Source organism: Streptomyces coffeae (assembly GCF_016741875.1).
GTDB classification, from domain to species: Bacteria; Actinomycetota; Actinomycetes; order Streptomycetales; family Streptomycetaceae; genus Streptomyces; species Streptomyces coffeae.
Map to the genome: position 1 here is coordinate 70,050 of NZ_JAERRF010000017.1, position 21,261 is coordinate 91,310.

37 protein-coding genes and 1 tRNA gene are annotated in these 21,261 nt (G+C 71.8%); 34 read left to right on the top strand and 4 right to left on the bottom strand.

Annotated elements, in window-relative coordinates; genetic code table 11:
* The first annotated feature begins 10 nt into the window (after window positions 1–10).
* The 29 genes from JK363_RS26150 to JK363_RS26290 all read left to right on the top strand — a co-directional run bounded on the left by JK363_RS26150 (window position 11) and on the right by JK363_RS26290 (window position 14,185).
* A complete protein-coding gene (locus tag JK363_RS26150) occupies window positions 11–385 on the top strand; it encodes a hypothetical protein (RefSeq protein ID WP_201877779.1) in 375 nt (124 codons plus the stop codon).
* Window positions 382–861 (top strand): hypothetical protein, encoded by a 480-nt coding sequence (locus JK363_RS26155; RefSeq protein WP_201877780.1) that lies wholly within the window; start codon window positions 382–384, stop codon window positions 859–861. The genes JK363_RS26150 and JK363_RS26155 overlap by 4 nt, the downstream gene beginning before the upstream one ends.
* Window positions 861–1,037: a hypothetical protein gene (locus JK363_RS26160; RefSeq protein ID WP_201877781.1), complete on the top strand. Its 177-nt coding sequence runs from the start codon at window positions 861–863 to the stop codon at window positions 1,035–1,037. The genes JK363_RS26155 and JK363_RS26160 overlap by 1 nt, the downstream gene beginning before the upstream one ends.
* The gene (locus tag JK363_RS26165; RefSeq protein ID WP_201877782.1) at window positions 1,034–1,405 is read left to right on the top strand and encodes a hypothetical protein; all 372 of its coding nucleotides are present in this window, start codon (window positions 1,034–1,036) and stop codon (window positions 1,403–1,405) included. The genes JK363_RS26160 and JK363_RS26165 overlap by 4 nt, the downstream gene beginning before the upstream one ends.
* Window positions 1,402–2,232: a hypothetical protein gene (locus JK363_RS26170; RefSeq protein WP_201877783.1), complete on the top strand. Its 831-nt coding sequence runs from the start codon at window positions 1,402–1,404 to the stop codon at window positions 2,230–2,232. Before JK363_RS26165 ends, JK363_RS26170 begins: the two co-directional genes overlap by 4 nt.
* A complete protein-coding gene (locus JK363_RS26175) occupies window positions 2,229–2,399 on the top strand; it encodes a hypothetical protein (RefSeq protein WP_201877784.1) in 171 nt (56 codons plus the stop codon). The genes JK363_RS26170 and JK363_RS26175 overlap by 4 nt, the downstream gene beginning before the upstream one ends.
* On the top strand, window positions 2,396–3,220 hold the full coding sequence (locus JK363_RS26180) for a hypothetical protein (protein ID WP_201877785.1): 825 nt from the start codon (window positions 2,396–2,398) through the stop codon (window positions 3,218–3,220). Before JK363_RS26175 ends, JK363_RS26180 begins: the two co-directional genes overlap by 4 nt.
* 2 nt (window positions 3,221–3,222) lie before the next feature.
* Window positions 3,223–4,248 (top strand): recombination directionality factor, encoded by a 1,026-nt coding sequence (locus tag JK363_RS26185; RefSeq protein ID WP_236076113.1) that lies wholly within the window; start codon window positions 3,223–3,225, stop codon window positions 4,246–4,248.
* Window positions 4,245–4,967: an exonuclease domain-containing protein gene (locus JK363_RS26190; protein ID WP_201877786.1), complete on the top strand. Its 723-nt coding sequence runs from the start codon at window positions 4,245–4,247 to the stop codon at window positions 4,965–4,967. The genes JK363_RS26185 and JK363_RS26190 overlap by 4 nt, the downstream gene beginning before the upstream one ends.
* Window positions 4,967–5,290, top strand: a complete 324-nt coding sequence (locus JK363_RS26195) for a hypothetical protein (RefSeq protein ID WP_201877787.1) — start codon at window positions 4,967–4,969, stop codon at window positions 5,288–5,290. The genes JK363_RS26190 and JK363_RS26195 overlap by 1 nt, the downstream gene beginning before the upstream one ends.
* Window positions 5,287–5,583, top strand: a complete 297-nt coding sequence (locus JK363_RS26200; protein WP_201877788.1) for a hypothetical protein — start codon at window positions 5,287–5,289, stop codon at window positions 5,581–5,583. Before JK363_RS26195 ends, JK363_RS26200 begins: the two co-directional genes overlap by 4 nt.
* Entirely contained in the window at window positions 5,576–5,872 is a 297-nt protein-coding gene (locus JK363_RS26205) for a hypothetical protein (RefSeq protein WP_201877789.1), read from the top strand. Before JK363_RS26200 ends, JK363_RS26205 begins: the two co-directional genes overlap by 8 nt.
* Window positions 5,869–6,510, top strand: coding sequence for a hypothetical protein (locus JK363_RS26210; RefSeq protein WP_307821871.1), 642 nt, complete (start codon window positions 5,869–5,871; stop codon window positions 6,508–6,510). Before JK363_RS26205 ends, JK363_RS26210 begins: the two co-directional genes overlap by 4 nt.
* 122 nt (window positions 6,511–6,632) lie before the next feature.
* Window positions 6,633–6,956: an HNH endonuclease signature motif containing protein gene (locus JK363_RS44745; RefSeq protein WP_372444852.1), complete on the top strand. Its 324-nt coding sequence runs from the start codon at window positions 6,633–6,635 to the stop codon at window positions 6,954–6,956.
* On the top strand, window positions 6,953–7,393 hold the full coding sequence (locus JK363_RS26220; protein ID WP_201877791.1) for a hypothetical protein: 441 nt from the start codon (window positions 6,953–6,955) through the stop codon (window positions 7,391–7,393). The genes JK363_RS44745 and JK363_RS26220 overlap by 4 nt, the downstream gene beginning before the upstream one ends.
* Window positions 7,390–7,683, top strand: a complete 294-nt coding sequence (locus JK363_RS26225; RefSeq protein WP_372444849.1) for a WhiB family transcriptional regulator — start codon at window positions 7,390–7,392, stop codon at window positions 7,681–7,683. The genes JK363_RS26220 and JK363_RS26225 overlap by 4 nt, the downstream gene beginning before the upstream one ends.
* On the top strand, window positions 7,680–8,006 hold the full coding sequence (locus JK363_RS26230; RefSeq protein ID WP_201877792.1) for a hypothetical protein: 327 nt from the start codon (window positions 7,680–7,682) through the stop codon (window positions 8,004–8,006). Before JK363_RS26225 ends, JK363_RS26230 begins: the two co-directional genes overlap by 4 nt.
* Entirely contained in the window at window positions 8,006–8,347 is a 342-nt protein-coding gene (locus tag JK363_RS26235; RefSeq protein WP_201877793.1) for a hypothetical protein, read from the top strand. Before JK363_RS26230 ends, JK363_RS26235 begins: the two co-directional genes overlap by 1 nt.
* 133 nt (window positions 8,348–8,480) lie before the next feature.
* Complete coding sequence (locus JK363_RS26240) at window positions 8,481–9,578, top strand: hypothetical protein (protein WP_201877794.1); 1,098 nt, start codon at window positions 8,481–8,483, stop codon at window positions 9,576–9,578.
* Window positions 9,575–10,285, top strand: coding sequence for a zinc finger domain-containing protein (locus tag JK363_RS26245; protein WP_201877795.1), 711 nt, complete (start codon window positions 9,575–9,577; stop codon window positions 10,283–10,285). Before JK363_RS26240 ends, JK363_RS26245 begins: the two co-directional genes overlap by 4 nt.
* Entirely contained in the window at window positions 10,282–10,443 is a 162-nt protein-coding gene (locus JK363_RS26250; RefSeq protein WP_201877796.1) for a zinc finger domain-containing protein, read from the top strand. Before JK363_RS26245 ends, JK363_RS26250 begins: the two co-directional genes overlap by 4 nt.
* Window positions 10,440–10,676 carry a hypothetical protein gene (locus tag JK363_RS26255; protein ID WP_201877797.1) on the top strand — a complete coding sequence of 79 codons (237 nt, stop codon included), beginning with the start codon at window positions 10,440–10,442 and terminating at the stop codon, window positions 10,674–10,676. Before JK363_RS26250 ends, JK363_RS26255 begins: the two co-directional genes overlap by 4 nt.
* A gap of 43 nt (window positions 10,677–10,719) precedes the next feature.
* A complete protein-coding gene (locus JK363_RS26260) occupies window positions 10,720–10,872 on the top strand; it encodes a hypothetical protein (protein WP_201877798.1) in 153 nt (50 codons plus the stop codon).
* Window positions 10,869–11,420 (top strand): hypothetical protein, encoded by a 552-nt coding sequence (locus JK363_RS26265; RefSeq protein ID WP_201877799.1) that lies wholly within the window; start codon window positions 10,869–10,871, stop codon window positions 11,418–11,420. Before JK363_RS26260 ends, JK363_RS26265 begins: the two co-directional genes overlap by 4 nt.
* 77 nt (window positions 11,421–11,497) lie before the next feature.
* Window positions 11,498–11,824, top strand: a complete 327-nt coding sequence (locus JK363_RS26270) for a hypothetical protein (protein ID WP_201877800.1) — start codon at window positions 11,498–11,500, stop codon at window positions 11,822–11,824.
* 39 nt (window positions 11,825–11,863) lie between these two features.
* Window positions 11,864–11,946 (top strand) — tRNA-Leu (locus JK363_RS26275).
* A 48-nt stretch (window positions 11,947–11,994) separates the two neighbouring features.
* Window positions 11,995–13,128, top strand: coding sequence for a hypothetical protein (locus JK363_RS42765; RefSeq protein WP_201877916.1), 1,134 nt, complete (start codon window positions 11,995–11,997; stop codon window positions 13,126–13,128).
* A complete protein-coding gene (locus JK363_RS26285; protein WP_201877801.1) occupies window positions 13,125–13,307 on the top strand; it encodes a hypothetical protein in 183 nt (60 codons plus the stop codon). The genes JK363_RS42765 and JK363_RS26285 overlap by 4 nt, the downstream gene beginning before the upstream one ends.
* A gap of 92 nt (window positions 13,308–13,399) precedes the next feature.
* A complete protein-coding gene (locus JK363_RS26290) occupies window positions 13,400–14,185 on the top strand; it encodes a hypothetical protein (protein ID WP_201877802.1) in 786 nt (261 codons plus the stop codon).
* A gap of 142 nt (window positions 14,186–14,327) precedes the next feature.
* Here JK363_RS26290 and JK363_RS26295 read toward each other — a convergent pair whose 3' ends face one another.
* Genes JK363_RS26295 through JK363_RS26305 form a run of 3 tightly spaced genes read right to left on the bottom strand, consistent with a single transcriptional unit; the run spans window position 14,328 to window position 17,421 of the window.
* Window positions 14,328–15,368, bottom strand: coding sequence for a serine hydrolase domain-containing protein (locus tag JK363_RS26295; RefSeq protein ID WP_201877803.1), 1,041 nt, complete (start codon window positions 15,366–15,368; stop codon window positions 14,328–14,330).
* Complete coding sequence (locus tag JK363_RS26300; RefSeq protein WP_201877804.1) at window positions 15,359–16,681, bottom strand: UDP-N-acetylglucosamine 1-carboxyvinyltransferase; 1,323 nt, start codon at window positions 16,679–16,681, stop codon at window positions 15,359–15,361. Before JK363_RS26300 ends, JK363_RS26295 begins: the two co-directional genes overlap by 10 nt.
* A gap of 5 nt (window positions 16,682–16,686) precedes the next feature.
* On the bottom strand, window positions 16,687–17,421 hold the full coding sequence (locus JK363_RS26305; RefSeq protein WP_201877805.1) for an LbetaH domain-containing protein: 735 nt from the start codon (window positions 17,419–17,421) through the stop codon (window positions 16,687–16,689).
* A gap of 261 nt (window positions 17,422–17,682) precedes the next feature.
* On the opposite strand from JK363_RS26305, the gene JK363_RS26310 reads away from it, so the two are divergent.
* On the top strand, window positions 17,683–18,996 hold the full coding sequence (locus JK363_RS26310; RefSeq protein ID WP_307821872.1) for a helix-turn-helix domain-containing protein: 1,314 nt from the start codon (window positions 17,683–17,685) through the stop codon (window positions 18,994–18,996).
* Window positions 18,997–19,241: 245 nt separating this feature from the next.
* Here the strand turns inward: JK363_RS26310 and JK363_RS26315 are convergent, their stop codons facing one another.
* On the bottom strand, window positions 19,242–19,499 hold the full coding sequence (locus JK363_RS26315) for a hypothetical protein (protein WP_236076114.1): 258 nt from the start codon (window positions 19,497–19,499) through the stop codon (window positions 19,242–19,244).
* Between the two features lie 143 nt (window positions 19,500–19,642).
* On the opposite strand from JK363_RS26315, the gene JK363_RS26320 reads away from it, so the two are divergent.
* From JK363_RS26320 to JK363_RS26335, 4 genes are all read left to right on the top strand, one after another.
* Window positions 19,643–19,819: a hypothetical protein gene (locus tag JK363_RS26320; RefSeq protein WP_201877807.1), complete on the top strand. Its 177-nt coding sequence runs from the start codon at window positions 19,643–19,645 to the stop codon at window positions 19,817–19,819.
* A complete protein-coding gene (locus tag JK363_RS42770; protein WP_201877808.1) occupies window positions 19,816–20,007 on the top strand; it encodes a hypothetical protein in 192 nt (63 codons plus the stop codon). The genes JK363_RS26320 and JK363_RS42770 overlap by 4 nt, the downstream gene beginning before the upstream one ends.
* A 67-nt stretch (window positions 20,008–20,074) precedes the next feature.
* Complete coding sequence (locus tag JK363_RS26330) at window positions 20,075–21,091, top strand: DUF2637 domain-containing protein (RefSeq protein ID WP_201877809.1); 1,017 nt, start codon at window positions 20,075–20,077, stop codon at window positions 21,089–21,091.
* Window positions 21,088–21,255, top strand: coding sequence for a hypothetical protein (locus JK363_RS26335; protein WP_201877810.1), 168 nt, complete (start codon window positions 21,088–21,090; stop codon window positions 21,253–21,255). The genes JK363_RS26330 and JK363_RS26335 overlap by 4 nt, the downstream gene beginning before the upstream one ends.
* The last annotated feature ends 6 nt before the right edge of the window (window positions 21,256–21,261 follow it).

Here is a 21,261-nt window from a genome sequence, read left to right on the forward strand (position 1 = left end):
AGGCTCCACCGTGAGCACATCTTCGCAGACCCAGCCCGATGAGAAGCGCGCCGCCTACGTGGCCGGACTCCGGGCCTTGGCGGACTTCATGGAGGCCACACCCTCCTTGCCGGTCCCGTCGATCGACCAGCGGTTCCTGCTGCCGCTGCACACGAACGCGGCCGTGGAGGCGTTCGCCGCTGAGCACGGCCTGACCGTGGTCTACAGCGCGGAGGGCAACGCCAGCGCGGACCTGGTATTCGGGCCGATGCGGTACCACGCGTACGGCTACGTCGACTTCATCGAGCACTGCGACCGGACTGACGAGCGCAGCGCCCGGGCGTGGGCGGAGCGGAAGGGCATGGAGATCCGGCCCGTCGAGTCCACTGCCGCGGTGTCGGCGTGAGCGCGGCGGCGCGGGTGCGGGCCGCACGGAACACGATCGTTGCCGCGTGGGAGTGCGGCCGGTCGGCGCTGGGTGATCCGGCGACGGAGGCGGCTCAGGCGCTGGAGGACCGGGGGCTGTTGCAGTCGCCCGAGACGGCGGCCGCGTTGAAGCGGCTGCGGAGCAAGGTCGCCGAGCTGGAGCAGGTGGAGACCGCGCTCCGCGCTCTCCTCCCGACGGAGCCTCGGCGCGAGCGCGGCTTGCCGAACGACCTGTCCCACGAGGCCGGGTGGTACGGGGCCATGGAGATGGTCGCCGAGGTGCTCGGCGTGAGCTTGCCGTACGTCATGCCGCTCGATGACGAGCCGGTGCCGTACGTGCCGACGGAGCGCGCGGAGGCCGAGCTGCTGCCCTCGGCGGCCGTTACTTCGGCGGCAATGGCCGCTGTGGCGAAGCTGCGCCGGACGCTTGCGCTCCCGGGTGGTGAGCGGCCGTGATGTTCCTCGCCCTCTTCACCGCCGGGTTCCTGGCCTGGCTGGCGATCTGCGCGGGCGTCAACGCCTGGACGCGCCCGCCCCGGCCCGAGCCGACCGACCCGTGCGCGGGCCTCCGCGTCTCCCTCTCCTCGGCCGCCGTCGCTGGCCGCGCTCTTCCCTCTGGAGACCACCGATGATCCGGATCCGCCGCGCCCTCGCGCGCCTCTTCCGCCCGGCCGTGACCCGCACGAGCCCCCTCTACTACCGCCGCCACCCGTCGGGGGGCGTGCTCGACCTGGAGCCGTACGTCACGGACATGGTCGTGGACCTCATCGACAACCACCTCTACACCCTGCTGGAGATCGCCGACGAGCGCGGCACCGCCCGGCAATACGACGGGCACGCCCCGGAGTCGCTGGCCGTCGAGCAACTCGTCGAGCAGCTGGGCTACACGATCCGGCTCACGGACGCCCAGGCCGCGCGGCTGGCTCAGCAGATGCTGCCAGGCGACCGCGCCGGGTGGCTGCCCGCGCAGCGTGCCGCCGATGGGGGTGTGGCCGCGTGAACGTCTTCACCGTAGCGGCCGCCATCGCCGCCCTCGACGGAGCCGACTGGCTCCCGCCCACCGCCCACTGGGAGATCGCCACCACCGACGGCGTGTGGGGTGCGCACGCCGAGATCAACGCTCAGTCGGAGGCGCAGGCATACCGGCTGATGGAGCCGCTCGCCGTGCTGCACGCCAGCAAGCTGGCCGACGACGGACGTTCGATCACCGTCGACTTCGCCCTCGACGAGGTGCCGTTTCGGTTCTGGTGGCTGCGCCCGGTCAAGCGGTATGTGGTGCCGGAGCAGTGCGCGACGTGCCCGACCAAGCTCGGTGCTCCGGGTGTCGCGTTCGTTCGGCTCGGCGCGGGCCGTGAGACTCCGGTGATCTGCGTGCCGTGCCGGGACCGGATGCACCGCCGGTGGACCGAGGGCGACGCCGCCCGTGACGGCGAGGTGCTGCGCGAGGCGGCAGCCGCCGTCCTCGCCCGGCCACACTGCGACGGGTGCGCCCCGGGCAGAGAGGGCGCGGCCGAGCAGCTGTTCGCCATGGCCGACAAGGCCGAGCCCGCCGGGGAGACGACCGGCCAGCCCGCCGAGCTGACGGTCTACCGGGCGTCGCACGAGTCCATCACCTTCGGCCACTACGTCACCCGCGAGGCCGCCCGCGAGCACTGCGAGACGCTCGTCCGTCGCGAGGACCCCAACGCCGAGATCGCCTGGACCGACGAGGACGACGGCGTCCAGGACCTGACCCTCCACGTCAACGGCGAGTTCCAGGACTGGTCTGGCTACGTCGTGACCGCGCTCACCGTCGCCGCCGCGTACGACGAGGAGGCCGACGAGTGAAGCGCCGTGACTCCTTCTCCGACAGCGGCTTCTGGCGCCCCGCCGACCGCACCGGTCGCGCCCCCAGCATCGGCACCGCCCGGGACCGGGCCCTCTTCGACCACCAGCCCCGCAGGCGCGGCCTCATCACCCGCCTCACCAACAAGATCGCTGGAGGGCGCGGGTGACCAGTCCCAAGCACGCCCGGGACACCGAGCGGGGCCGCTACTACAGCGACCCCGCCGGGGGACCCGACCTCGTCTCCGTCACCAACGTCATCGACACCGCCGTGAACAAGTCCCACGCCCTCATCCCATGGGGCGTGAAGCTCACAGTCGAGTACACCTTCAACAACTGGGCTGCGATCGGCCGCCGCATGCTCGCCGAGCGCGTCGCCCTCACAAAGGAACTCAAGGCGATCCACCGTGAGGCCAAGGAACGGGCCGCCGACCTCGGCGACCGGGTCCACGCCGCTGCGGAGGCCCGGGTCCTCGGCGCCCCGATCGCGGACGATCCGGAGGTACTGCCGTACGTCGCCCAGCTCGACGTGTGGCTCGCCTCATGGGGAGTGGACCTGGCCGAGCACGTCGAGGCCACCGAGATCACCTGTCTCCACCGGCGCCTCGGCTACGCCGGGACCGCGGACCTGCTGATCTGGCTGCCCACCGGGCCCGGCGGGCGCATGGAGTTGTGGCTGATCGACTACAAGTCGAGTGCCACCCGCCCGGCCAAGAGCGTCTACCCGGAGAACACACTCCAGCTCGCCGCGCTGCGCTACTGCGAGACCGTTCTCCTCCCTGACGACACCGACGCCCCAATGCCCCGCATTGAACGGACCGGTGTCCTCAACCTTCGCGCCAAGAGCCACGCCCTGGTGCCGATGCCCGCCGGCCGTGACGCGCACCGCGCGTTCCGCGGCGCGCTGGAGACCACCCGCTGGCTGCATGCCGCTCCCTCCTCGTACCCCGCGCTCGCCGCCCCCGCGCGCCCGATCCGAAAGGCAGCCTGACCATGGGCTCCCGACTCCTCAACATTCAACGCCGGACCGCCGAACACGGCCGCCTGCGCACCGGCTACACCCAAGGCAACCGGCCCGTCCGCTCCGCGACCTGGGTCATCACCTCCCACGCCGAGGAGCACGTCCGGCGCGCCGCCGATCTGTGGGGCGGTGAGCCGGAGCAGTGGACGCCGCTGAACTCCAGCATCAGCCAGTGGCGGGTCATCACCAAGGCCCCGGCGATCGAGGCCCTGATCACCCCCGGTGACCCGCTGAACCAGTACAACGAGATGTGGTCCAAGGGGGGATGCCAGCGCCGTTGCGACGGTGAGACCGAGCTGCTGACCCGCCAGCCGTGCATCTGCGCGGCCCGGTTCGGCGAGGACTGGCACCACCAGAAGAAGGGCACCGTCTGCTCTGCCACCTCCCGATTGAACGTGATGCTCCCGGACCTGTCCGGCATGGGCATGTGGCGGGCCGAAACCCACAGCTTCTACGCCGCCTCGGAGTGGGGCGGCATGGTGGACATGGTCCTCGCCGGGACACGCGGCGACGGGTTCGTGCCCGTGACGTTGCGAATCGAGCCGCGACAGCGCGTCGCGAACGGCGAGACGAAGAAGTTCCCTGTCGTCGTGGTCGAGCTTCGGGGCGTGACCCCGAGGCAGGCGCTGGCCGGGCCGATGACGGCCGCGGTCGCCCTTGACCCTGCGGGTGGCGGTCAAGCCGTGGCCGCGATCGAGGCCCCGAAGGGCCGGGACTGGATCGCCGATGCCAAGGGGGCGCTGACGTCCGATGACGTGCGCGACCTGTGGATGGAGGCTCAGGCCGCGGGCGCTGTGCACCACAAGGGGACTGACCCGCTGTCGAAGCAGCTGATGGCGATCGCGGCGGAGAAGGATGCCGAGACCAGGGCCGAGGCGGAGCCGGGCCCGGATGCGGACGGCGCGTACGAGGCTGAGGTCATCGATGAGGAGCCGGGCGAGCGGCAGTCCACGCACTGGCCGGTGGCGGCCCAGCCTGGATCGGGGGCCCGCCGATGAGCTGGCACCTTGGCCGCCTGTGCGGCTACGACCTGGAGACCACCGGCCCCGACCCCGAGACCGCGCGCATCGTCACCGCGTGCGTCGTCCAGGTCGGCGGCAACCATCCCGCCCAGACGGCGAACTGGCTGTCCGACGTGGACGGCGAGGAGATCCCCGCCGAGGCCGCGCACATCCACGGCATCACCACCGAGCGGGCCCGCGCCGAGGGAACCGACCTACGCGAGGTCGTCGAGACCCTGCTCGCCGCCCTGTCACAGGTGGTGCTGTCCTGCGTGCCGGTCGTAGCGATGAACGCCCGCTACGACGTGACCGTGCTGGACCGCGAGGCCCGCCGATACGGCATGACCCCGCTGACCGAACGCGTCGGCGGCGACCTGCGGGTGGTCGATCCGTACGTGATCGACAAGCAGGTCGCCCGCTACCGCAAGGGGCGGCGGACGCTCACCCATCTATGCCAGCACTACCAGGTACGGCTGGACGGCGCGCACTCGGCCGACGCGGATGCTATCGCTGCCTGCCGGGTCGCGTGGAGGCAGGGAACGCAGTACGAGCGGCTGGCCGCTATGACGCTCGATGAGCTGCATACCGCGCAGATCGGATGGGCCGCCGAGCAAGCCGCCTCGCTCCAAGAGCACCTGCGCAAGAGCGACCCGGAAGCGTACTGCGCGCCGGAGTGGCCACTCATCCCGCACCAGGCGAAGGCGGGTGACCGCTGATGTGGTTCCGCACCCGCTGCCTCCGCGAGGAGAACGCCGACCTCCGCGCCCGGCTCCACCGCGTGCGCGAGCGCGCCCAGACCGCCGAGCGCGCCGTCGAGACCGCGCACCAGCAGCTGAAGGAGAAGGACGCCGAGATCGCCCGCGCTGTAGCCGCCGGCCGCGCCGACCTCCTGCGCGAGCTGGAGCTGTGCAAGCGAGCCCGCCGCGACCTCGCCGGACAGCTGGCCACGGTGCAGGCGTCCAACGACTTCATGTGCCGCGAGGCCGTGGACCGCGCCGGGAACCTCGCGATCCCGAAGCCCGGCGAGGTGACGGCATGAGCAGCACGATCAACGGCCTCGCCGTGGCCGCGCTCGTGGTCACGGTCGCCGTCCTCGGCTGGGCGGTGGAGACCCGGCTCCGTTCCCTGTACGCCCTCCCGGCCGAGCCTCCCGCCGAGTTCCAGCCTCTGCCGCCCGGCACCGTCTGGCGAGCCTGCCACGACGTGACGTGCGGCCACATGACCACCCGGTGGCTCCCACGCCCGGATGGCTCGTACCGGTGCGAGCACGCAGCCCGGCACCGCGGCGACGTCCACCTCACCCACACCACCGAGGAGGGCCGCAGTGCCTGAACTCACCGACGCCCAACTCGACCAGCTCATCAAGGACATCGGCCTCAAGCGGCCCCGCGGCGGCAGCCAGCGCAAGCCCATCGCGCACGGCACCTTCAAGGGCGCCAGGCAGCACCGGTACCGCCAGGAGCCCCTGTGCCCGCCGTGCCCCGAAGCGGAAAACGCCTACCAGCGTGAGCAGTCCGCGGGGAAGCCCAGGAGGCCGAAGAAGGATCCCAAGGAGAAGGTGTACCTGACCGAGGAGGAGTGGCAGGCCCGGCAGGCTGCCCGGAAGGGCGGCTCCCAGTGACCGCCCCGACCCTCTTCGACTCCGCGCCCGCGCGCCCCGTCCCGGCTCCGGCCGGGGCGGGCCCCGCCCCTCTGGTGATCGCCCTTGACATCGCACTCGGCACCACCGGCGTCGCAGGCACCGGCTGGACCGACACCATCCGCACCGGCACCCGCCGCGCCGAGGAACGCCTCAACCACATCGTCAAGACCGCCGCATCCTTCTACCGGAACGCCGACTACGTGGCCATCGAAGGCCCGTCGTACGGCAGCGCCCTCCAGAACGGGCACGACGAGATGGCCGCTGCCCGCTGGATGGTCCGCCACGACCTGTGGAAGCGCGGCATCCCGTACGCCATCATCCCGCCGGACAACCGCACCATCTACGCCACCGGCAAAGCCCGGCACAAGCACCTCGAGACCGGCCGCAAGCTCACCTCCCCCGAAGTCAAGGGGCTGGTCCGCACCGCCGTGCAGGAGCGGTACGGCATCCCGTGCGAGGGGCCCGGCCGGTACGACCAGGCCGACGCGTACGTGATCCTCTCGATGCTCCTGGACCACCTCGGCCACGCGCTGGCCGAAGTGCCGCCCACTCACTCGCGTGCGCTCGCCGGGTGCCAGTGGCCCGACCTCGGGGCACCGTGCGGCGGTGATGCCTGATGCCAGTCAAGGGAGATCGAGCCCCCGTTCTGGAACGCATCCGCAACCGCAGCCGCCAGGAAGGCGAATGCCTCGTCTGGACAGGCAAGCGCGACCGATGGGGATACGGCCGATTCCATGACATGAACCAGGGGCGCTTCGTACCAGCCCACCGAGCTGCCTACGAGGCCACGGTCGGCCCCATCCCCCAGGGCATGCAGCTCGACCACCTGTGCCACAACCGGGCCTGTGTGAACCCTGCCCACCTGGAACCGGTCACGCCCTTCGAGAACTCAGCTCGTGCCCGTGAGCGGCGGTCCGCCTACGACCCCCGGACGCACTGCGTGAACGGCCACGAATTCACGTCGGCCAACACATACATGGCTGGCAATTACCGGGTGTGTCGTGCCTGCAACCGGGCCGCGCAAGCCCGGCGCCGGGCAAAGAAGGAAGGAGCGGCCCCGTGAAGATCCGCGCCGACATCGCCGAACTCCTCCACGCCGGACACCGGGACAACGCCATCGCCAAGCAGCTCGGCGCCTGCCCCAAGACCATCGCCCGCGCCCGCGCCGCCCTCGGCCTGCCGCAGAACCCGCCCGGCCGCCCGGTCTACAACACGCTCGAAGCCGCCTGGCACGCCCACACCGAGCCCGCCGACAGCGGCCACCTGCTGTGGACCGGGACCGTGAACAGCGGCGTCCCCGTCATCCGCTACAAGGGCCAACGCCACAGCGCCTACCTCATCGCCTACCGCATCGGGCACAGCCGCGACCCCAAGGGCCGGTGCCGGCCGGACTGCGGGCGCCCCGGCTGCGTGGCTCCAAGCCACGTAGACGACGGCCCGGGCCGCGCCCGGACCCGCGCCTTGCTGGCCGCCATCTTCGGCGAGGAGAGCGCATCATGATCTTCGCCTTCCTCCCGGACGATGACCGCTGGCAGATGCACGGAGCGTGCGCGGGTGAGGACCCCGAGCTCTTCTTCCCCGTCGGCAACAACGCCGCCGCTCGCGAACAGGCCGACGAGGCCAAGGCCGTCTGCTACCGCTGCCCGGTCATGGAGATCTGCGGGCAGTGGGCCCTCGAGCACCGCATCGAGAGCGGCGTATGGGGCGCGCTGACCGAGGACGACCGGCGCGCCATCCTCCGCAGACGCGGGCGCGGCACCGGCCGTGGCCGGAAGGCGAGGGCGCTGTGACCGGCCGGGCCCGGCTCGAGGCCGCGCTCCCCGAGTGCCGCCACTGGGATGGCTCGGCTCGCCGCTACTGCCGCGCGGTCCGCGACGTGCACCGGTACGTCATCGGTCACCGCTGCCCGCTCCACACCCCCGCCGCCATGGCCGGACGCCTGGAGCCCCAACCAGGCCCCGGGCTCCCGGCCGCCGCCTGGACCACGCTCAGCCCGCTCTCCGCGTCCCGCGTCGCCGACGAGCGCGCCATCGCATCCGGCAAACGCCGCTCCCACCAGCACGCGTACCACGCCGCTCAGTCCGCGGTCGCCACCAGGAAGGACACCACCTGATGGGCATGTACCACTCCACCTACTTCGCCTACGGAATCCGCATCCCCGACGACGGCCCCGCGTGGAAGCTCGCCGACCGGATCGACGCCGAACTGGCCAAGGTCAAGGACCAGTGCCCGGACGTCGGCCACCTCCAAGCGGGCGACTACGACCGGGACATGACTTTCCTCGTCACCCAGTCCGCCGCGGTCGACCTCGGCGCGTTCAAGACCGTCACCCCGCAGACCGCCACCGGCGAGCAGTACGTGGCCTGGGGCGAGCAGTTGAGGGCGGCCGCCGTGTCGCTCGGCGTGGACGAGATCCCGGAACCCGGCTGGCTCGTCGTCCCCGACCTGAGCTGACCACGCCGCCGATCGGCCCGGGGCGGTCCACCCACGCCACCGCCCCGGGCCCCACACCGGTATGGCCGGTGCAGGCCAGCGCTGCACCGCGAAGACGCAGGCCCCGACTGAGCGCGACCGAAAGAAGCCCCCTATGGCACGTGGACATGGCCGGATCCTTTCCTCCATCTGGGAGGACGAGGACTTCCTGGCGCTCACCGAGCAGCAACAGCGCCTCTACCTGTTCCTCATCAGCCAGCCCAACCTGAACCACGCAGGGCTCCTGCCGCTCACGCTGCGCCGATGGACCCGCAAGGCCATGGGGCTCACGGCGGCCGAACTGGAGTCGCACCTCGCCGCGCTCGCCGCCGCCCGGTTCATCGTCATGGACGAGGACACCGAGGAGCTGCTCATCCGCTCGTTCGTCCGGAACGACGGCGTATGGAAGCAGCCGAAGGTGATGGGCGCCATGGTCTCCGGCGCCATGGAGATCGAGTCCAAGGCGCTGCGGCACGCACTCGTGCTGGAGATGGACCGCATCCCGCTCGACGAGTTGAGTGACGAGCCGACCAAGGTCCGCAGCGGCGAAGGACCCTCGATCCGCACGCAGGTGTACGAGCACATGACGACCCTGCGGAAGGCGTTCGGAGACTCCGGGCCGGGCCCCTCTGGAGGGGGTTACCGACCCCCTTCCGAACCTCCTTCGGGAACCCCCTCCGATAGCCCTGCCGAAGGGCGTCGGGAAGGCTCTACGCGCGCGGGCGCGGGCGCGCATGACGCGCAGGTGCACGCGGGCGCATCACGCGCGCATTCCCCTGCCCCTTCCCCTTCCCCTGTCCCCAGCCCCGTAGAAGAGGGGGGGTACAGGCCGGAGCCCAAGGCTGAGGGGGCGCCCCGGCTCGCGCTTCCCGGGCCTTCCGGCCCGGCCCCCATCGACGACGACGGGTTCGAACTCACCGACGCCATGCGCCGCTGGGCAGTCGCCACCTTCGGCAACGCCCTCGACGTCGACTACGAGACCGAACAGTTCCTCTCCCACTTCCGCGCCGACGGCGGCCGCCGCCGCAACTGGCCCGAGGAGTGGAAGAAGTGGCTCCGCCGCTCCGCGAAGTACGCGTCCGAGCGCGCCCACCGCCCCACCCCCGGCGGCTCCGTCGTCCCCTTCCGCGACCGCCAGCAGCAGGCGAGCGACGACATGTTCGACCGCGCCATGGCCCGCGCCCAGGCCCGCATGCAACAGGAGACCTCATGAACCCCAACGAGACCGTCATGCTCGCCCGCTACGTCAAGGCCCTGTGCCCGCAGCAGAAGTTCGACGAGTACACCGCCGACGCCTGGCACGACCTCCTGAGCCCCTACGCCCTCGAGGAAGCCCGCGCCGCCGTCGCCCGCCACATCGCCGCCGGGAACGCCTTCGTCTCCGTCGGCGAGATCGTCACCGAGATCCGCAAGGCCCGCAACGACCGTCTCGACCGGCACACCGAAGCCGAGCCCCCGGCCGGTGACCTCGGCGACCACGCCTCATACCGGGCCGCGCTCCTCGCCGAACGCCGCGCCATCGCCTCCGGCCGCACAGAGCCGCAGCCGGTCCCCGCGCTCCCGCCCGGCAGCACCGAGCCGCAGCCGACCGGCCGTGCCCGCGCCATCCTCGCCGCCGCTGGTAACGCCCTCTCCGGCCCCCGCGAAGGCGTCGTCAACGTCCTCGCCATCCCCTGCCCCCGCTGCCACGCACGCCCCGGCCGCACCTGCACCACCAACGGCCGCCACCGCGCCGACGTCCACCCCGCCCGCCTCGAAGACGCCCGCCGTGCCGCCGCCGGGCTCCCGCCAGCAGACCCGGACGAGACCACCCGGGAGATAGAGCGCCGCCGCGCAGCCTCCGCCAACGCCCTCGCCGCTCTCCCACCCGGCACCGTCATCCAGCCGAACGACGGCTTCGAGGAGACGGCCGCCTCATGAACAGCCGCGAGCAGCACCCCGAGCACGCCATCCGCTGCTCCTGGTGCGGAGCCCCACCCAAGCAGCGCTGCACCACCCCCCGCGGCCGCAAGCTCACCATCCCTAGCCACGACGCCCGCCTCCAAGCCTGGGCCCGCCGACCCAAGGAGAACGCGTGATCCACATCAACGTCGCCGACGTCGCCGCCGCCGACCGCCTCCTCGAGGCGTTGTACGTCGCCGCGGGACAACGCCCGGGAACAGTTCAAGCCTCCGAGTGGATGGCCATCGCCATCGAACTCGAGACCGGCATCGACAACCTGCCGCCGCAGTACCCGTTCGGGGACCCGCCCCGCGCACCCGGTTCCGAGCCCGATCGCGCGCCCGTACAGGCCCCACCGGCCGCCGCGTAGCCCGCCCCAACGCCCGCCCGCCCCAACGACCCAGGAGCCCGCCGTGCTCGAGCTGATCGCGTTCGTCGCCCTCGTGGTCTGCATCACCGCGCCGCTGATGGGCTCCTGGGCCCACGCCCGCCGGCCGAACCGGCGCCGCGCGGACCGGCAGCTCCTCACCCTTGCCCGCCACACCGACCGAAAGGCCAACCGATGACCTCGCCCACCCCGCCCGGCGCCTGGCGCGGAGCCACTGAGATCGCCCCCGACCGAGAGGTGCAGCGCCTCGCCGCCACTGGCCTAGTCGGCTACCAGCAGGACCGAGGTCGACTCCTGCACTGCCTCCACCACAAGCCCGCCCCCGCCTCCCGGTATGCCGACTTCCATGAGGTGACGGCGGAGGATCTGCCCGATGGGGGGATCTGCGTCCATCCGTCGTGCGGCGCTGACCTGCTGGCTGTGCTGCCCACCCCGCGTCACGACGAGGCCGCCACGGTCGGCCCGCGCTGCGGCAACAACCCGAACGCCCAACTCACCAACGGCGACCGGAAGGCTGTTGCCGAGTTCAAGGCGTACCTCGTCAACCGGGACGCTTCGTCGTCTGCCGCCCCGGCTGACACCGGCCGCCGGGTCCTCACCCCGGACGAGTACAGCGCCGCCTGGCACGCCGTGGAAGGCGCAGCGTCCGAGCCGGACGCCGACCCCGGCACGGTCCTACACGCGGTACTCGACCGGCTCGGCATCCAGTCGCCGCCCACCGCATGACCCACCCCCGCAGGACGGCCGCCCCTGCCGGTAACAGGGGCGGCCGCAACACCAGCACACCACATCCAAGGAGCACGATGACCACCACCTACACCATCGCCACCTCGACCGGGCCCGTCACCGTGGCCGCCGTCGAACCCGCCCCCGGCCTCCGCATCGCCAAGGCCCCCGACGACATCAGCCCCCTGTCCGAGCGTCGGTGGCTCCTCGCCCACCACGACGGCCCCGCCCTCGCGGCGTTCACCACCGAGGCCGCGGCGAACACTGCCGCCGCCGCGATCGCCCCGCTCACCGACTGGACCCGGTCCGCGATGACCACGGCCAACGCCATCAGCCTCGGCGGCCTGGCCGGACAGCTGATGGATGCGCTCACGGCTGCTGGCGGCGCGCACCCCAACAACTGACCCGCCCGGCCCGGCCGCCGTCCACGCGGCCGGGCCCGAGCCCGGGTGGCGGAACGGCAGACGCCGCGATCTTAAAAATCGCTGCCCCCGCGGGCGTGCGGGTTCGAATCCCGCCCCGGGCACCCAGACCTCCCGCACCTCAACTCGTCCACCGAGGAGACCGAGACTCGATGACCGACACCAGCCCCGCCGCCAAGTGGCCGCTCACCCTGGGCGACCCCGTACGCGCCGTGCACTACGCCCTGGAGTGGAACGGGGACTGCCCCTACAACAACCCCGAGAGCTGCCCCCGCGAGACCGAAGTCCGCGATGTGATCGACGCGTACCGGACCTGGCTCGCCGCGCACCCGACCGCCGACGACCGGACAGTGATCGACGGGCAGCCCCGCGAGGCGGGCCGGGCCGCGCCCCACGGTCCTCACAGCCCCTCAGACGCCCCCGAGGGGGCGGCGACCCCGGAACGGCGCGCACGCGGGCGCACAGCCGTTCGCGTCTTCCATCTCCAGCGGGACCGCGACGTGAGTGGCGTCTCCGGCACCGGCACCGTCGCCGACGGCTGCCAGTGGCCCGACAGCACCGTGACCATACGGTGGCGCGGCGACCGGCCCTCCACAGTCAACTGGGCCAGTCTTGCCGACGCCGAGCACGTCCACGGCCACGGTGGCGCGACCCGCATCGTCTGGGCGGACGCCCTGGACACCAGGACGGACAGTCCGGACAGCGAGGCGGGCGCCAGTTGGACAAGCCCGGACAGCCCCGCCCCCGAGCACATCGACCGCCTCGCCCGCGTCGGCGTCGCCGCCTCCGCCCTCAACCGGGGCACCCCGCGCTGGGACCAGCTCACCGACGCCGAGCGCGACCAGCACCGGCAGGACGCCCGCGCCGAGCACACCGGCATGCGCGCCGAGCAGCTGGCCGCCGACCTCGAGCTGCTCCGTCACCGCACTGAGCGCCTACGGAAGCGCGCCGAGCGGGCCGAGGCCACCATCGCCCGCGTGCGCACGGTCGCCGAGAGCGGCATGGAAATGCCCACCTACGTTGAGCGCGAGGAGCTGCACAACGCCCTCGACGGAGCGCCCTCCGAGCCGGCCGGGGGCCCGCTCACCACCGGCCCCATCAACTGGGCCGAGGACCTTCTCCCCGACACCCCGCCCACCACCCTCACCGAAGCCCAGGAACGGCACCACCAGCTCCTCCACCGGCGCCGCGAATCCATCGCCGCTATCACCCACGCCTGGGAACGCAAGGAGGCTGCGGCAATACGTGACCTCGTCAACCTCGCCATCAAGGAGCGCCGCCGGTGACCGCCGCCCAGTTCGCCATCATCCTCGCCGCCCACCTCACCGGCGTCGCCGCCATCACCTGGCTCCAAGACCGCCTCGCCCAGCGGCGACACGAGGACCGCGCCCAGCTCGACCGCGAACTTGTGGACGCACTGAACGCCTACAACGCGGCGAAGGCGATGCCCGGCGACCGGCCCTGACACGACGACGGGGCGCGCCTCTCGTCTCCCCAGACCAGGCGCGCCCCACACGGCGAGATCACCGTACCCCGAGCACCGCAGGAGCACCCACGATGATCCCCGCCGCCCAGCACCTCCAGACTGTGATCAACCGGTGGAGCGACCTCACCGACGCCCTCACCGCCCGCCAACAGACCACCTGGCCCCCGAGGATGGGCATCCAGCAGCTCGTGGCCGAACTCGACCACGACGAGCACACCCACACCCAGCGCATCGTCACCCGTCGCCTCGGCGACGGCCGCACCACCTACGAGTGCGCGAGCTGCGACCACGTCGGCGACGGGCTGACACACCCGACCCGGCCCGACCGCGACCAGCCCGGACCCGGCGCCAGCCCCGCACCCATCTCGGTGGACGTGTTGGACGTCATGCGAGAGGTCGAGGCGGAGCTCGTCCACTGCGCCGACGTCATCGCCTCCCAGATCCAGCGCCCGGCCATGGCCCGCGCACCCCGCGGCGCCGGATGGACCGCCGAGGAGATCGCTCGCCGCAACCAGCTCGCCGCCCAGGATGCGGCCGACCCTCGCCGCTGGCGCTACCCCGGGGCGCGCAGCGCCGTATACGCCGCCGCGTGGCTCCTGGCTCGGCTCGAGGGCGTGAGCGGCCCGTTCCTGCCGCTCGGCCCCCTGCACGCCGTCCGCATCACCGCCGTGGCCGCGCAGGCCGCGGCCCGGGTCGAGACCGCGCTCCGCATCGCCCGCCAGGCCGTCGCCGTCGACTGGCCCTGCCCCGCATGCCGCGGAGTGCTGGAGGTGCACGGCGGCGACGGCCAACCGCCGGCCGTCCAGTGCGCGGACTGCGGCCGCACCTGGCGGGAGCGGGAGACCACCGCTGCGTGACAGCAGGAGGCCCGCTCCGGAGGGTGGACGGAGCGGGCCCACCCTCACGTCTATGGGGCGGTGTGGATGAGCCGCCGTCCGGCAAGGCCGCCGACGCCAAGAGCCGCGTGTTCAGCCATCAGCTCACCCACAAGGAACCTTGTCAGACAGCGGAGATGGTCTTGAGTGCCAGAGCTCGGAGCGGGGCGATACGCGACCGGGCGGGCCCGTAGTAGACAGCGTTCGTGGCGATCACCAGGTACCGTCCGGCCTCCGGCGCCAGGTACAGGCTGGTGCCAGTCCAACCGTGGTGATACGCCACCTGCCCGCCAGCCGCCACGATCCAGGACAGACCGCGCTCCAGGCCAGGCTCGATCGACGCCTGGGGAACGAGGCTCGCCCGCAGCCACATACCCAACGCGTCCTCGCCCCCCGCCTGGTGGGCGGTGAGCAGCGCTTCCCCGAACCGCGCCAGGTCCCGCGGCGTGGAGAAGACACCGGCGTGCCCGGCGACACCGCCCAGCAGCGCCGCATTGTCGTCGTGCACGGCACCCCAGATACGAGGGACGCCAGGGATGCGCTCCTCAGTCGGAGCCACGTTCGGACCGCGGCCGACCGGTCCGTACACCGTGTCGGTCATCCCCAGCTCCCGCCACATCTCGGCGGCGAGTACGTCCAGCGGCTGGCCGTGCACGTGAGCGAGCACCAGACCGAGCAGGATGTACCCGCGGTTGATGTACCGGTGTGCTCCCGGGACGTCCTCCAGCGGCTCCCGGCACAGCAGCTCATGCAGCGGGGCCTCCGCACCGCGGTACAGGTCTAGCCGGGTTGCGGACCGCAGGCCGGCGGTGTGGGTGATGAGCTGACGCACGGTCGCTTCACCGCTGGGTGTCTCTCCGCTCATCGCGGGAAGGAAGTCGCGCACCGGCTGGTCCAGGTCGAGGAGCCCGGCGGTGACGGCCTTCCCGACCAGCGGCCACGTCGCCAATACCTTGGTCAGCGAGGCGACGTCGTACATCGTGTTCTTGTCCGGGGTTGTGTCGCCGAGCTCGGGGGCGACGGTGCCGGTGGCGAGCACGCTCCGTTGCCCGTCGAGGGTGCCGCACACGATGGCGCCGCCCGGGGTTGCGCCGTCGGCCATGACATCGTTGAGTGTGTCGCGCAGACGGTCCAGGTCGTCAACGGTGAACGGGGTCAGGGACATGGCCGGGCCTCCGGGATGGTGGTGATGTCGGCCCCCAGCACGGCCAGGTTTGACAGCAGATGGCCGTAGCCGCGCCGGAGGTGGTACATGCCGCGGATCGTACTGGTGCCTTCCGCCACAAGTCCGGCCATCAGTAGAGATGTGACGGCCCGGATGTCCGCCGCCTCCACCTGGGCCGCGCGCAGCCGTGATGCCCCGTGGACCAGGACCTCCGGGCCCCTGGAGGAGACCGCCGCGCCGAAGGCCGTCAGCCCCTGGAGGTGGGTGTCCCGCTGCGGGTAGATGCGCTCCGCGATCTGCGAGGTGCCGTGGGCTTGGGTGAGCATCGCGGCCAGTTGGGGCGCGGTGTCCGTGGGCAGCCCGGGGTGAGGCCCGGTCGCGGTCGCCACCGCGCGCAGCGGCCCCGTCGGGGCCATGTGCACTTCACCCCCGGGCGCGTCGACCAGGTGGACCCCGGCATCGGCGAGCGGCGCCGTGAGCCCGGTCGGGAGGCCGGTCGTGGTGATGTTGCCGAGGCGGATGCTCCCGCCGGTCACAGCCGCTGCCATGATCATGGTGGCGGCTTCGATCCGGTCCCCGGCTACCGCGAACGTTCCGCCCGCGATGTGCTCGGCCCCGGTCACATGCAGCCCGGCCTTGTCCCAGTGGACGCCGACGCCGCGCTCTGCGAGAAACCGGGCTGTCTCGGTGACTTCCGGCTCGACGCTGGGGCTGGTGATCAAGCTTGTGCCGGGGGCCCGAGCAGCCAGGAGCAGGGCTGTCACCGTCGCCCCGAGGCTCGGGCCGTAGGGGGTGCCGACGTCGACTGTGAACGGGCGTACGCCGCCTGGCCCGCACTGAGCGAACATGCCGGTGCTGTCGCTGCTGACCGTCGCACCAGCGGCTTCCATCGCCGCCACGTGCCGGTCGATCAGCCGGGGACAGAACGCGTCTCCACCGGGCAGGGGGAATGAGACCTGCCCACAGCGAGCGAGCACCGTCGCGGCAAGGACGCACGTCGTGCGCACCCGGCGGCCGAGCTGCGGATGAATCTCCGGCCGCACCTGAGAGACCGCGGTCACGGTGAACTGGTCGCCGACCACGGTGACCTGAGCGCCGGTGTGGGTGAGGATCTGAGCGCACACGTCTGTGTCGAGGATCGCCGGCGCGCCGAGCAGCGTCACCGGGGCGTCCGTCAGGATCGTCGCGGCATAGAGGTGCAAGGCGATGTTCTTGCTTCCCTGCACGGTGATCCGGCCCGAGAGCGGACGGCCGCCGGTGACCCGGATGACCATGTCGTCTGTGACCGTCGGGAGAGGTGAGGTCTGGGTCACCGGGCTCACCGGACCCGGGAACCGGCAGGCAGGACACCGCCGACGTGATCGCGCGGATAGATCACCGTGCCGGGCCCGATCAGCGTCCCGGGGGAGAGGACCGTACCGGCCGGGAGCGCCACGCCGTCGCCGATGGCCGCGCCGAACTTGGTCTGCCCCGTGCCGATGCGCTGACCGTCGAGCGTTACCGTGATCTCGTCCATCGCTGGCTCGATGACCGGCCCGGTGCAGCGCAGCCCCGTCGTGGAGCAGAACGCACCCACGTTGACGCCCCGCCCGATGACCGAGTCCCCGATGAATGAGGGGTGCTTCATGAAACAACCCCCGGCGAGGAGACTGCGGGTGATCTCCGCGCCGAATCCGATCTGGCAGCCGGGGCCGATCACGCTGTGATCCCGGATCAGTGCGCCCCGGGAGATAATCGCGCCAGAGCAGATCAGGACCGGGCCGACGACCCAAGCGCCCGCCTCGACGCGGGCCCCGGCCTCCACGATGACGTCACCGTCCACGACCGCACCGGCCTCCACGACGCCGCGCTCCGCGGGCAGCAGCCCGGCCGCGGCGGGAGAATCCAGTCCAAGCGTGATGGCGCCTTTGACGTCGAAGACCGTCCGGCAGGTCGCCAGCAGTCCCTCGATGAAACCTCCGAGACCCGCCGCATGGACGTAGTAGCTCGGGGTGAGGCGGACGTCCACGGCAGCAGTACCGGCCGTTGAGGGGGTGAGATTGGAGAGTTGCACCAGATACCTCCCAGGTGCCCGAAGGAGGGCGGCCAGCGGATGCCGACCGCCGCGCTCCAAGAGCACCGCACTTGCCTCACCCCTGGACAGCTGTACTCCTAGGGCTGCAAACGGTTTGCATGTCATGCAAAACGCCCACGGGCGGCCGCCGAACCAATACGCTGGAGGCAATGCAGCCTCGGATACCACCGGGACGGGGTTATGGATGTGGTTGCACGTTCACATGCGGCTCCCGCAGCAGCTATGACACCCGGCCAACGCGTGCGAAGCACACGCCTGGCCCAAGGCATGACACTCGCCCAGCTCGGCAGCCTCACCGGCTACTCGGCGGCGCAGATCTCCCGCTTAGAGCGCGGTAAGTCACCCATGACCGATGTCATCGTGCTACGCCGCTTCGCGCGGGCGCTCGACATCCCGCCCCAAGACCTCGGCCTCGCCCTGGGCCCCGCCGAACCGCCGCCTCGCCGCGATCTGTCAACCGGCCCGTACCCGCGCCTGCCCGCGCCTACTGTGGAGATCCCGCGGCACGAGGACGGTGATGACGCGATGAGGCGACGGACACTGCTCGCGAACCTGGCGATCACAGCAGCGGCAGCGATCGGCGCCCCCACTACGGGCACCAACCCCGCCAAGGAGGTCCAGCCCGGCGACCTCCTCGTCGCCGGCCTGCGAGACGCGATGCTCGGCCTCGATGCCATCCCACCGGCCTACTCGCCGGACCAGCTACCCACCGAACTTGCGCGCGCGGCCGCACACTTCAACGCCTCCAGCTACGGCGCTCTCGCCGTCCGCCTGCCACACCTCATCCGCGCGGGTCACCAAGCCTTCGGCGCCGACTACCACGCCGTTCTCGCACGCAGCTACCTGCTTGCCACCCGCGTCCTCATCAAACTCGACGAACCCCAACTCGGATGGATGGCCGCCGACCGTGCCCGCCAACTCGCCCAGGCCAGCGGCGCCCCGCTCGACGTCGCCGAAGCCGCCCGCCAGCAGGCCGTACTGGCACGGAAGGCCGGATGGCATGACCAGTCCCTCGCCCTCGCTCTCAACGCCGCCGACGACCCCGCGCTTCGCGAAGCCGGGGCCGTAGGCAGTGCACAACGGGGACTGCTCATTCAGTGCGCCGCCTACACCGTCGCCCACCAGGGCGACCAGGAAGGTATGCGCCAGCTCACCAAGGAGGCCGCGGCCATCGCCGGCCAGCTGATCGGTACCACGCATCTTCGGGACACCGCCGGCGGGTTCAACCCCGCCACCGTTCAGCTCCACCTGGTCTCGGCGGAATACAAGGCCGGCGACCCCTCCGCCGCCATCGCAGCCGCTGACGACCTCCACCCGATGACGCTGCCCACCGTAGAGCGCCGTGCCCTGTACTACACAGACAAGGCCACCGCCTACGCCCAGTGGGGACGCCGAGACCAATGCATCGGCGCACTGCTGGAGGCAGAGCGTTGCGCTGCGGAGGAGACACACACGCGGCCCGCGGTTAAGGCCATGCTGACCGGTCTCCTCGTCTCCGGCCGCACTACCCCGGAACTCCGCGGCCTCGCCGGCCGTGCTGGCGTCCTCTCCTGACGGCGATCAACCCTCGGGGTTCTCGCAACGACAGCGACTGCCTTGTCACCGCGACCCTGCTCGCCACGCCGAGGATCGTGGAGTCCACGCGCACCGCCCGGCCGCCGGTCGGCGAGGACGGCTGGACGATGACGTGCGGTACCCGGACCACGCCTCCAGCGTCTCCCCGGCCGCCGCCGGGCGCACCCCGGCGTGCCGGAGCCCCCACTCTGAGATCCGATCGGGTGGGGGCTCCGCTGCGTCTGCTATCCCTCGTCCCGGTCCTTGAGGTCCGTCCGCTCGCCCTGCCGGGACTTCCGCTTCTGGAAGTACGGCAGCGCGGCGCGCCAGTCCACGGCCTTCGACCGGCCGATCGTCGACACCGGCGGGAAGGCGGGATCATCCCTGCTCAGCTGTGACACGCGCTGGTGACTGATTGCCTCGACTACACCCTCGGCCACCAGTCGCCGCGCCACCTCGCGCAGCGAAATCATCTCCGGCCCTCCTTCGACCTCGTCGGCCATGGGCACCATTCTTCCTGACTTCCTAGCCATATGGCTAGGAAGTCGCTACTCTCGATTCAGCACCAACAACACGGCCCCAGCCGGTGTGTGAGAGCCCGGCTGGGGCCGGCCATCCGACCTGAGCTACCAGGAGGAACAGCCGCATGAAGGGTATCGACCCCACCCCGCCCCCGGGAGCCCGCCGCACCATCGCCGTCGGCATCCTCGGCCGCCGCGCCGGCCGCACCATCAGCACGGTGCGCACCGCGGCTGGAGTCACCGGCGCCGTCCGCCGCGACGACCACGCCCCCGCCGCGCCCCGCCCGGCGGTGACCGCATGAGGATCTTCCGCTCCGGGAGCACCGGCCGCCCCGCTCAAAGCCGCCGCGCCGACGCCGAACTCACCTCCAAGCGCTGCACGGAGGCCACTGTCGACCGGTGCCGTGAGGACTACGCCACCGGCGCCGACGCCCGAGCCGACCTCGACCGAGCCTCCCAGTCCAAGGCCCGTCGCCTCGGCCTCAGGTAGCCACCCGACCGGCCGGGCCCGCGTACATCCCCCAGCGCGGGCCCGGCCCCACGCTCCAGGAGCACCCGTGAAACGCCTCGACACCTGGCGCACCGCCGTCGGGATCGTCTCCATCGCCGCCATCGCCACCACCGGATGGTCCCTCTACGCCGTCGCCCGCCACTACTCGGCGCCGGAAGCCATCGCCGGTGCCGCCGTGGCGGTGTTCGACGGAGCCGCATACGCCTGCCTCCACCTCGCCTCCGAAGCGTCCAAGGCCGGGCGCAGCGCCGCCGGAGCCCGCCTCGCCGCCCTCGCCATGACCGGCACCTCGGTTTACCTGAACGTCTTCCATGCCGACCTCATCGGCGGCGGACTCGCCGCGGCCCTGCTGTTCTCCGTCCCCACACTGGCTCTCCTCGCCGTGTCCGAACTGTCCTGGGCCGGGCCCCGCGCAGAAGCTCGCGCGGCCCGCGGCGAGCGGCCCTTCCGGCTCCCCGCGTTCGGCGGCTGGGCCTGGCTCCTCGCTCCCGTCCGTGCCGGCCGCGGCGTCAAGGTCCGCGCCGTAGCCCACATCGAGCACGCCGGACAGCTGTCCGGACAGCAGCCGGACAAGACCTGGACAGCCACGGACAGGCTTCGCGAGCACTTCGCGACCATGGACCCGGCCGAGGCGATCCGCATCGCCCACGAGTCCCAGCCCACCCTGCCCCCGGCCGAACTGGCCGCGCTCCTCGTCACCTACGGCGTGATCGTCGACGCCGTACAGGTCGCCCTCACCCTCCACCAGCTCCCCGCCAGGATCACGGTCGAGCGCGATCCGGACCAGCCCGGACAGCGCCCGGACAAGGAGCCCCCCGAGGACCCCCGTATCGCGCTGGCCAGGGCGGACATGCTGTCCGGACAACGCCCGGAGGGGATCACGGAAGCGGTCCGTGAGCTGATGAAGCGCGGCATCACCGACAAGGCAGCGGTCGTCTCCATCACCCGGGACGTCCTCGGTCCGGACACCAATCCGGACAGTGTCCGGCGCACCCTCACCCGCGAGATCGAACGGGCTGAGACCGACGCCCCAGCCGATAAGCGGGAGGGGTTCTACCCGTGACCGCCGCTGCCCTCGTCTTCTTCGGCGCTAGCGCACTCGCCGCCGCGCTCGGCCTCGCCGTCATCGGCCGCGCCGAGCTGCACCCGATCGTGCTGCCCGTTGTCCGCACCACCGCGCTCATCGTCGTCATCGCCGCGGCCGCCGCAGCCGCCCTATCCCACTGAGGACCC

Excerpts from the sequence above, each read along its gene's own strand:
- JK363_RS26160 (WP_201877781.1), top strand. The coding sequence starts at position 861 with ATGTTCCTCGCCCTCTTCACCGCCGGGTTCCTGGCCTGGCTGGCGATC.
- JK363_RS26165 (WP_201877782.1), top strand. The coding sequence starts at position 1,034 with ATGATCCGGATCCGCCGCGCCCTCGCGCGCCTCTTCCGCCCGGCCGTG.
- JK363_RS26185 (WP_236076113.1), top strand. The coding sequence starts at position 3,223 with ATGGGCTCCCGACTCCTCAACATTCAACGCCGGACCGCCGAACACGGC.
- JK363_RS26190 (WP_201877786.1), top strand. The coding sequence starts at position 4,245 with ATGAGCTGGCACCTTGGCCGCCTGTGCGGCTACGACCTGGAGACCACC.
- JK363_RS26195 (WP_201877787.1), top strand. The coding sequence starts at position 4,967 with ATGTGGTTCCGCACCCGCTGCCTCCGCGAGGAGAACGCCGACCTCCGC.
- JK363_RS26200 (WP_201877788.1), top strand. The coding sequence starts at position 5,287 with ATGAGCAGCACGATCAACGGCCTCGCCGTGGCCGCGCTCGTGGTCACG.
- JK363_RS44745 (WP_372444852.1), top strand. The coding sequence starts at position 6,633 with ATGAACCAGGGGCGCTTCGTACCAGCCCACCGAGCTGCCTACGAGGCC.
- JK363_RS26225 (WP_372444849.1), top strand. The coding sequence starts at position 7,390 with ATGATCTTCGCCTTCCTCCCGGACGATGACCGCTGGCAGATGCACGGA.
- JK363_RS26235 (WP_201877793.1), top strand. The coding sequence starts at position 8,006 with ATGGGCATGTACCACTCCACCTACTTCGCCTACGGAATCCGCATCCCC.
- JK363_RS26240 (WP_201877794.1), top strand. The coding sequence starts at position 8,481 with ATGGCACGTGGACATGGCCGGATCCTTTCCTCCATCTGGGAGGACGAG.
- JK363_RS26245 (WP_201877795.1), top strand. The coding sequence starts at position 9,575 with ATGAACCCCAACGAGACCGTCATGCTCGCCCGCTACGTCAAGGCCCTG.
- JK363_RS26250 (WP_201877796.1), top strand. The coding sequence starts at position 10,282 with ATGAACAGCCGCGAGCAGCACCCCGAGCACGCCATCCGCTGCTCCTGG.
- JK363_RS26265 (WP_201877799.1), top strand. The coding sequence starts at position 10,869 with ATGACCTCGCCCACCCCGCCCGGCGCCTGGCGCGGAGCCACTGAGATC.
- JK363_RS26270 (WP_201877800.1), top strand. The coding sequence starts at position 11,498 with ATGACCACCACCTACACCATCGCCACCTCGACCGGGCCCGTCACCGTG.
- JK363_RS42765 (WP_201877916.1), top strand. The coding sequence starts at position 11,995 with ATGACCGACACCAGCCCCGCCGCCAAGTGGCCGCTCACCCTGGGCGAC.
- JK363_RS26290 (WP_201877802.1), top strand. The coding sequence starts at position 13,400 with ATGATCCCCGCCGCCCAGCACCTCCAGACTGTGATCAACCGGTGGAGC.
- JK363_RS26295 (WP_201877803.1), bottom strand. The coding sequence starts at position 15,368 with ATGTCCCTGACCCCGTTCACCGTTGACGACCTGGACCGTCTGCGCGAC.
- JK363_RS26315 (WP_236076114.1), bottom strand. The coding sequence starts at position 19,499 with ATGGCCGACGAGGTCGAAGGAGGGCCGGAGATGATTTCGCTGCGCGAG.
- JK363_RS26320 (WP_201877807.1), top strand. The coding sequence starts at position 19,643 with ATGAAGGGTATCGACCCCACCCCGCCCCCGGGAGCCCGCCGCACCATC.
- JK363_RS42770 (WP_201877808.1), top strand. The coding sequence starts at position 19,816 with ATGAGGATCTTCCGCTCCGGGAGCACCGGCCGCCCCGCTCAAAGCCGC.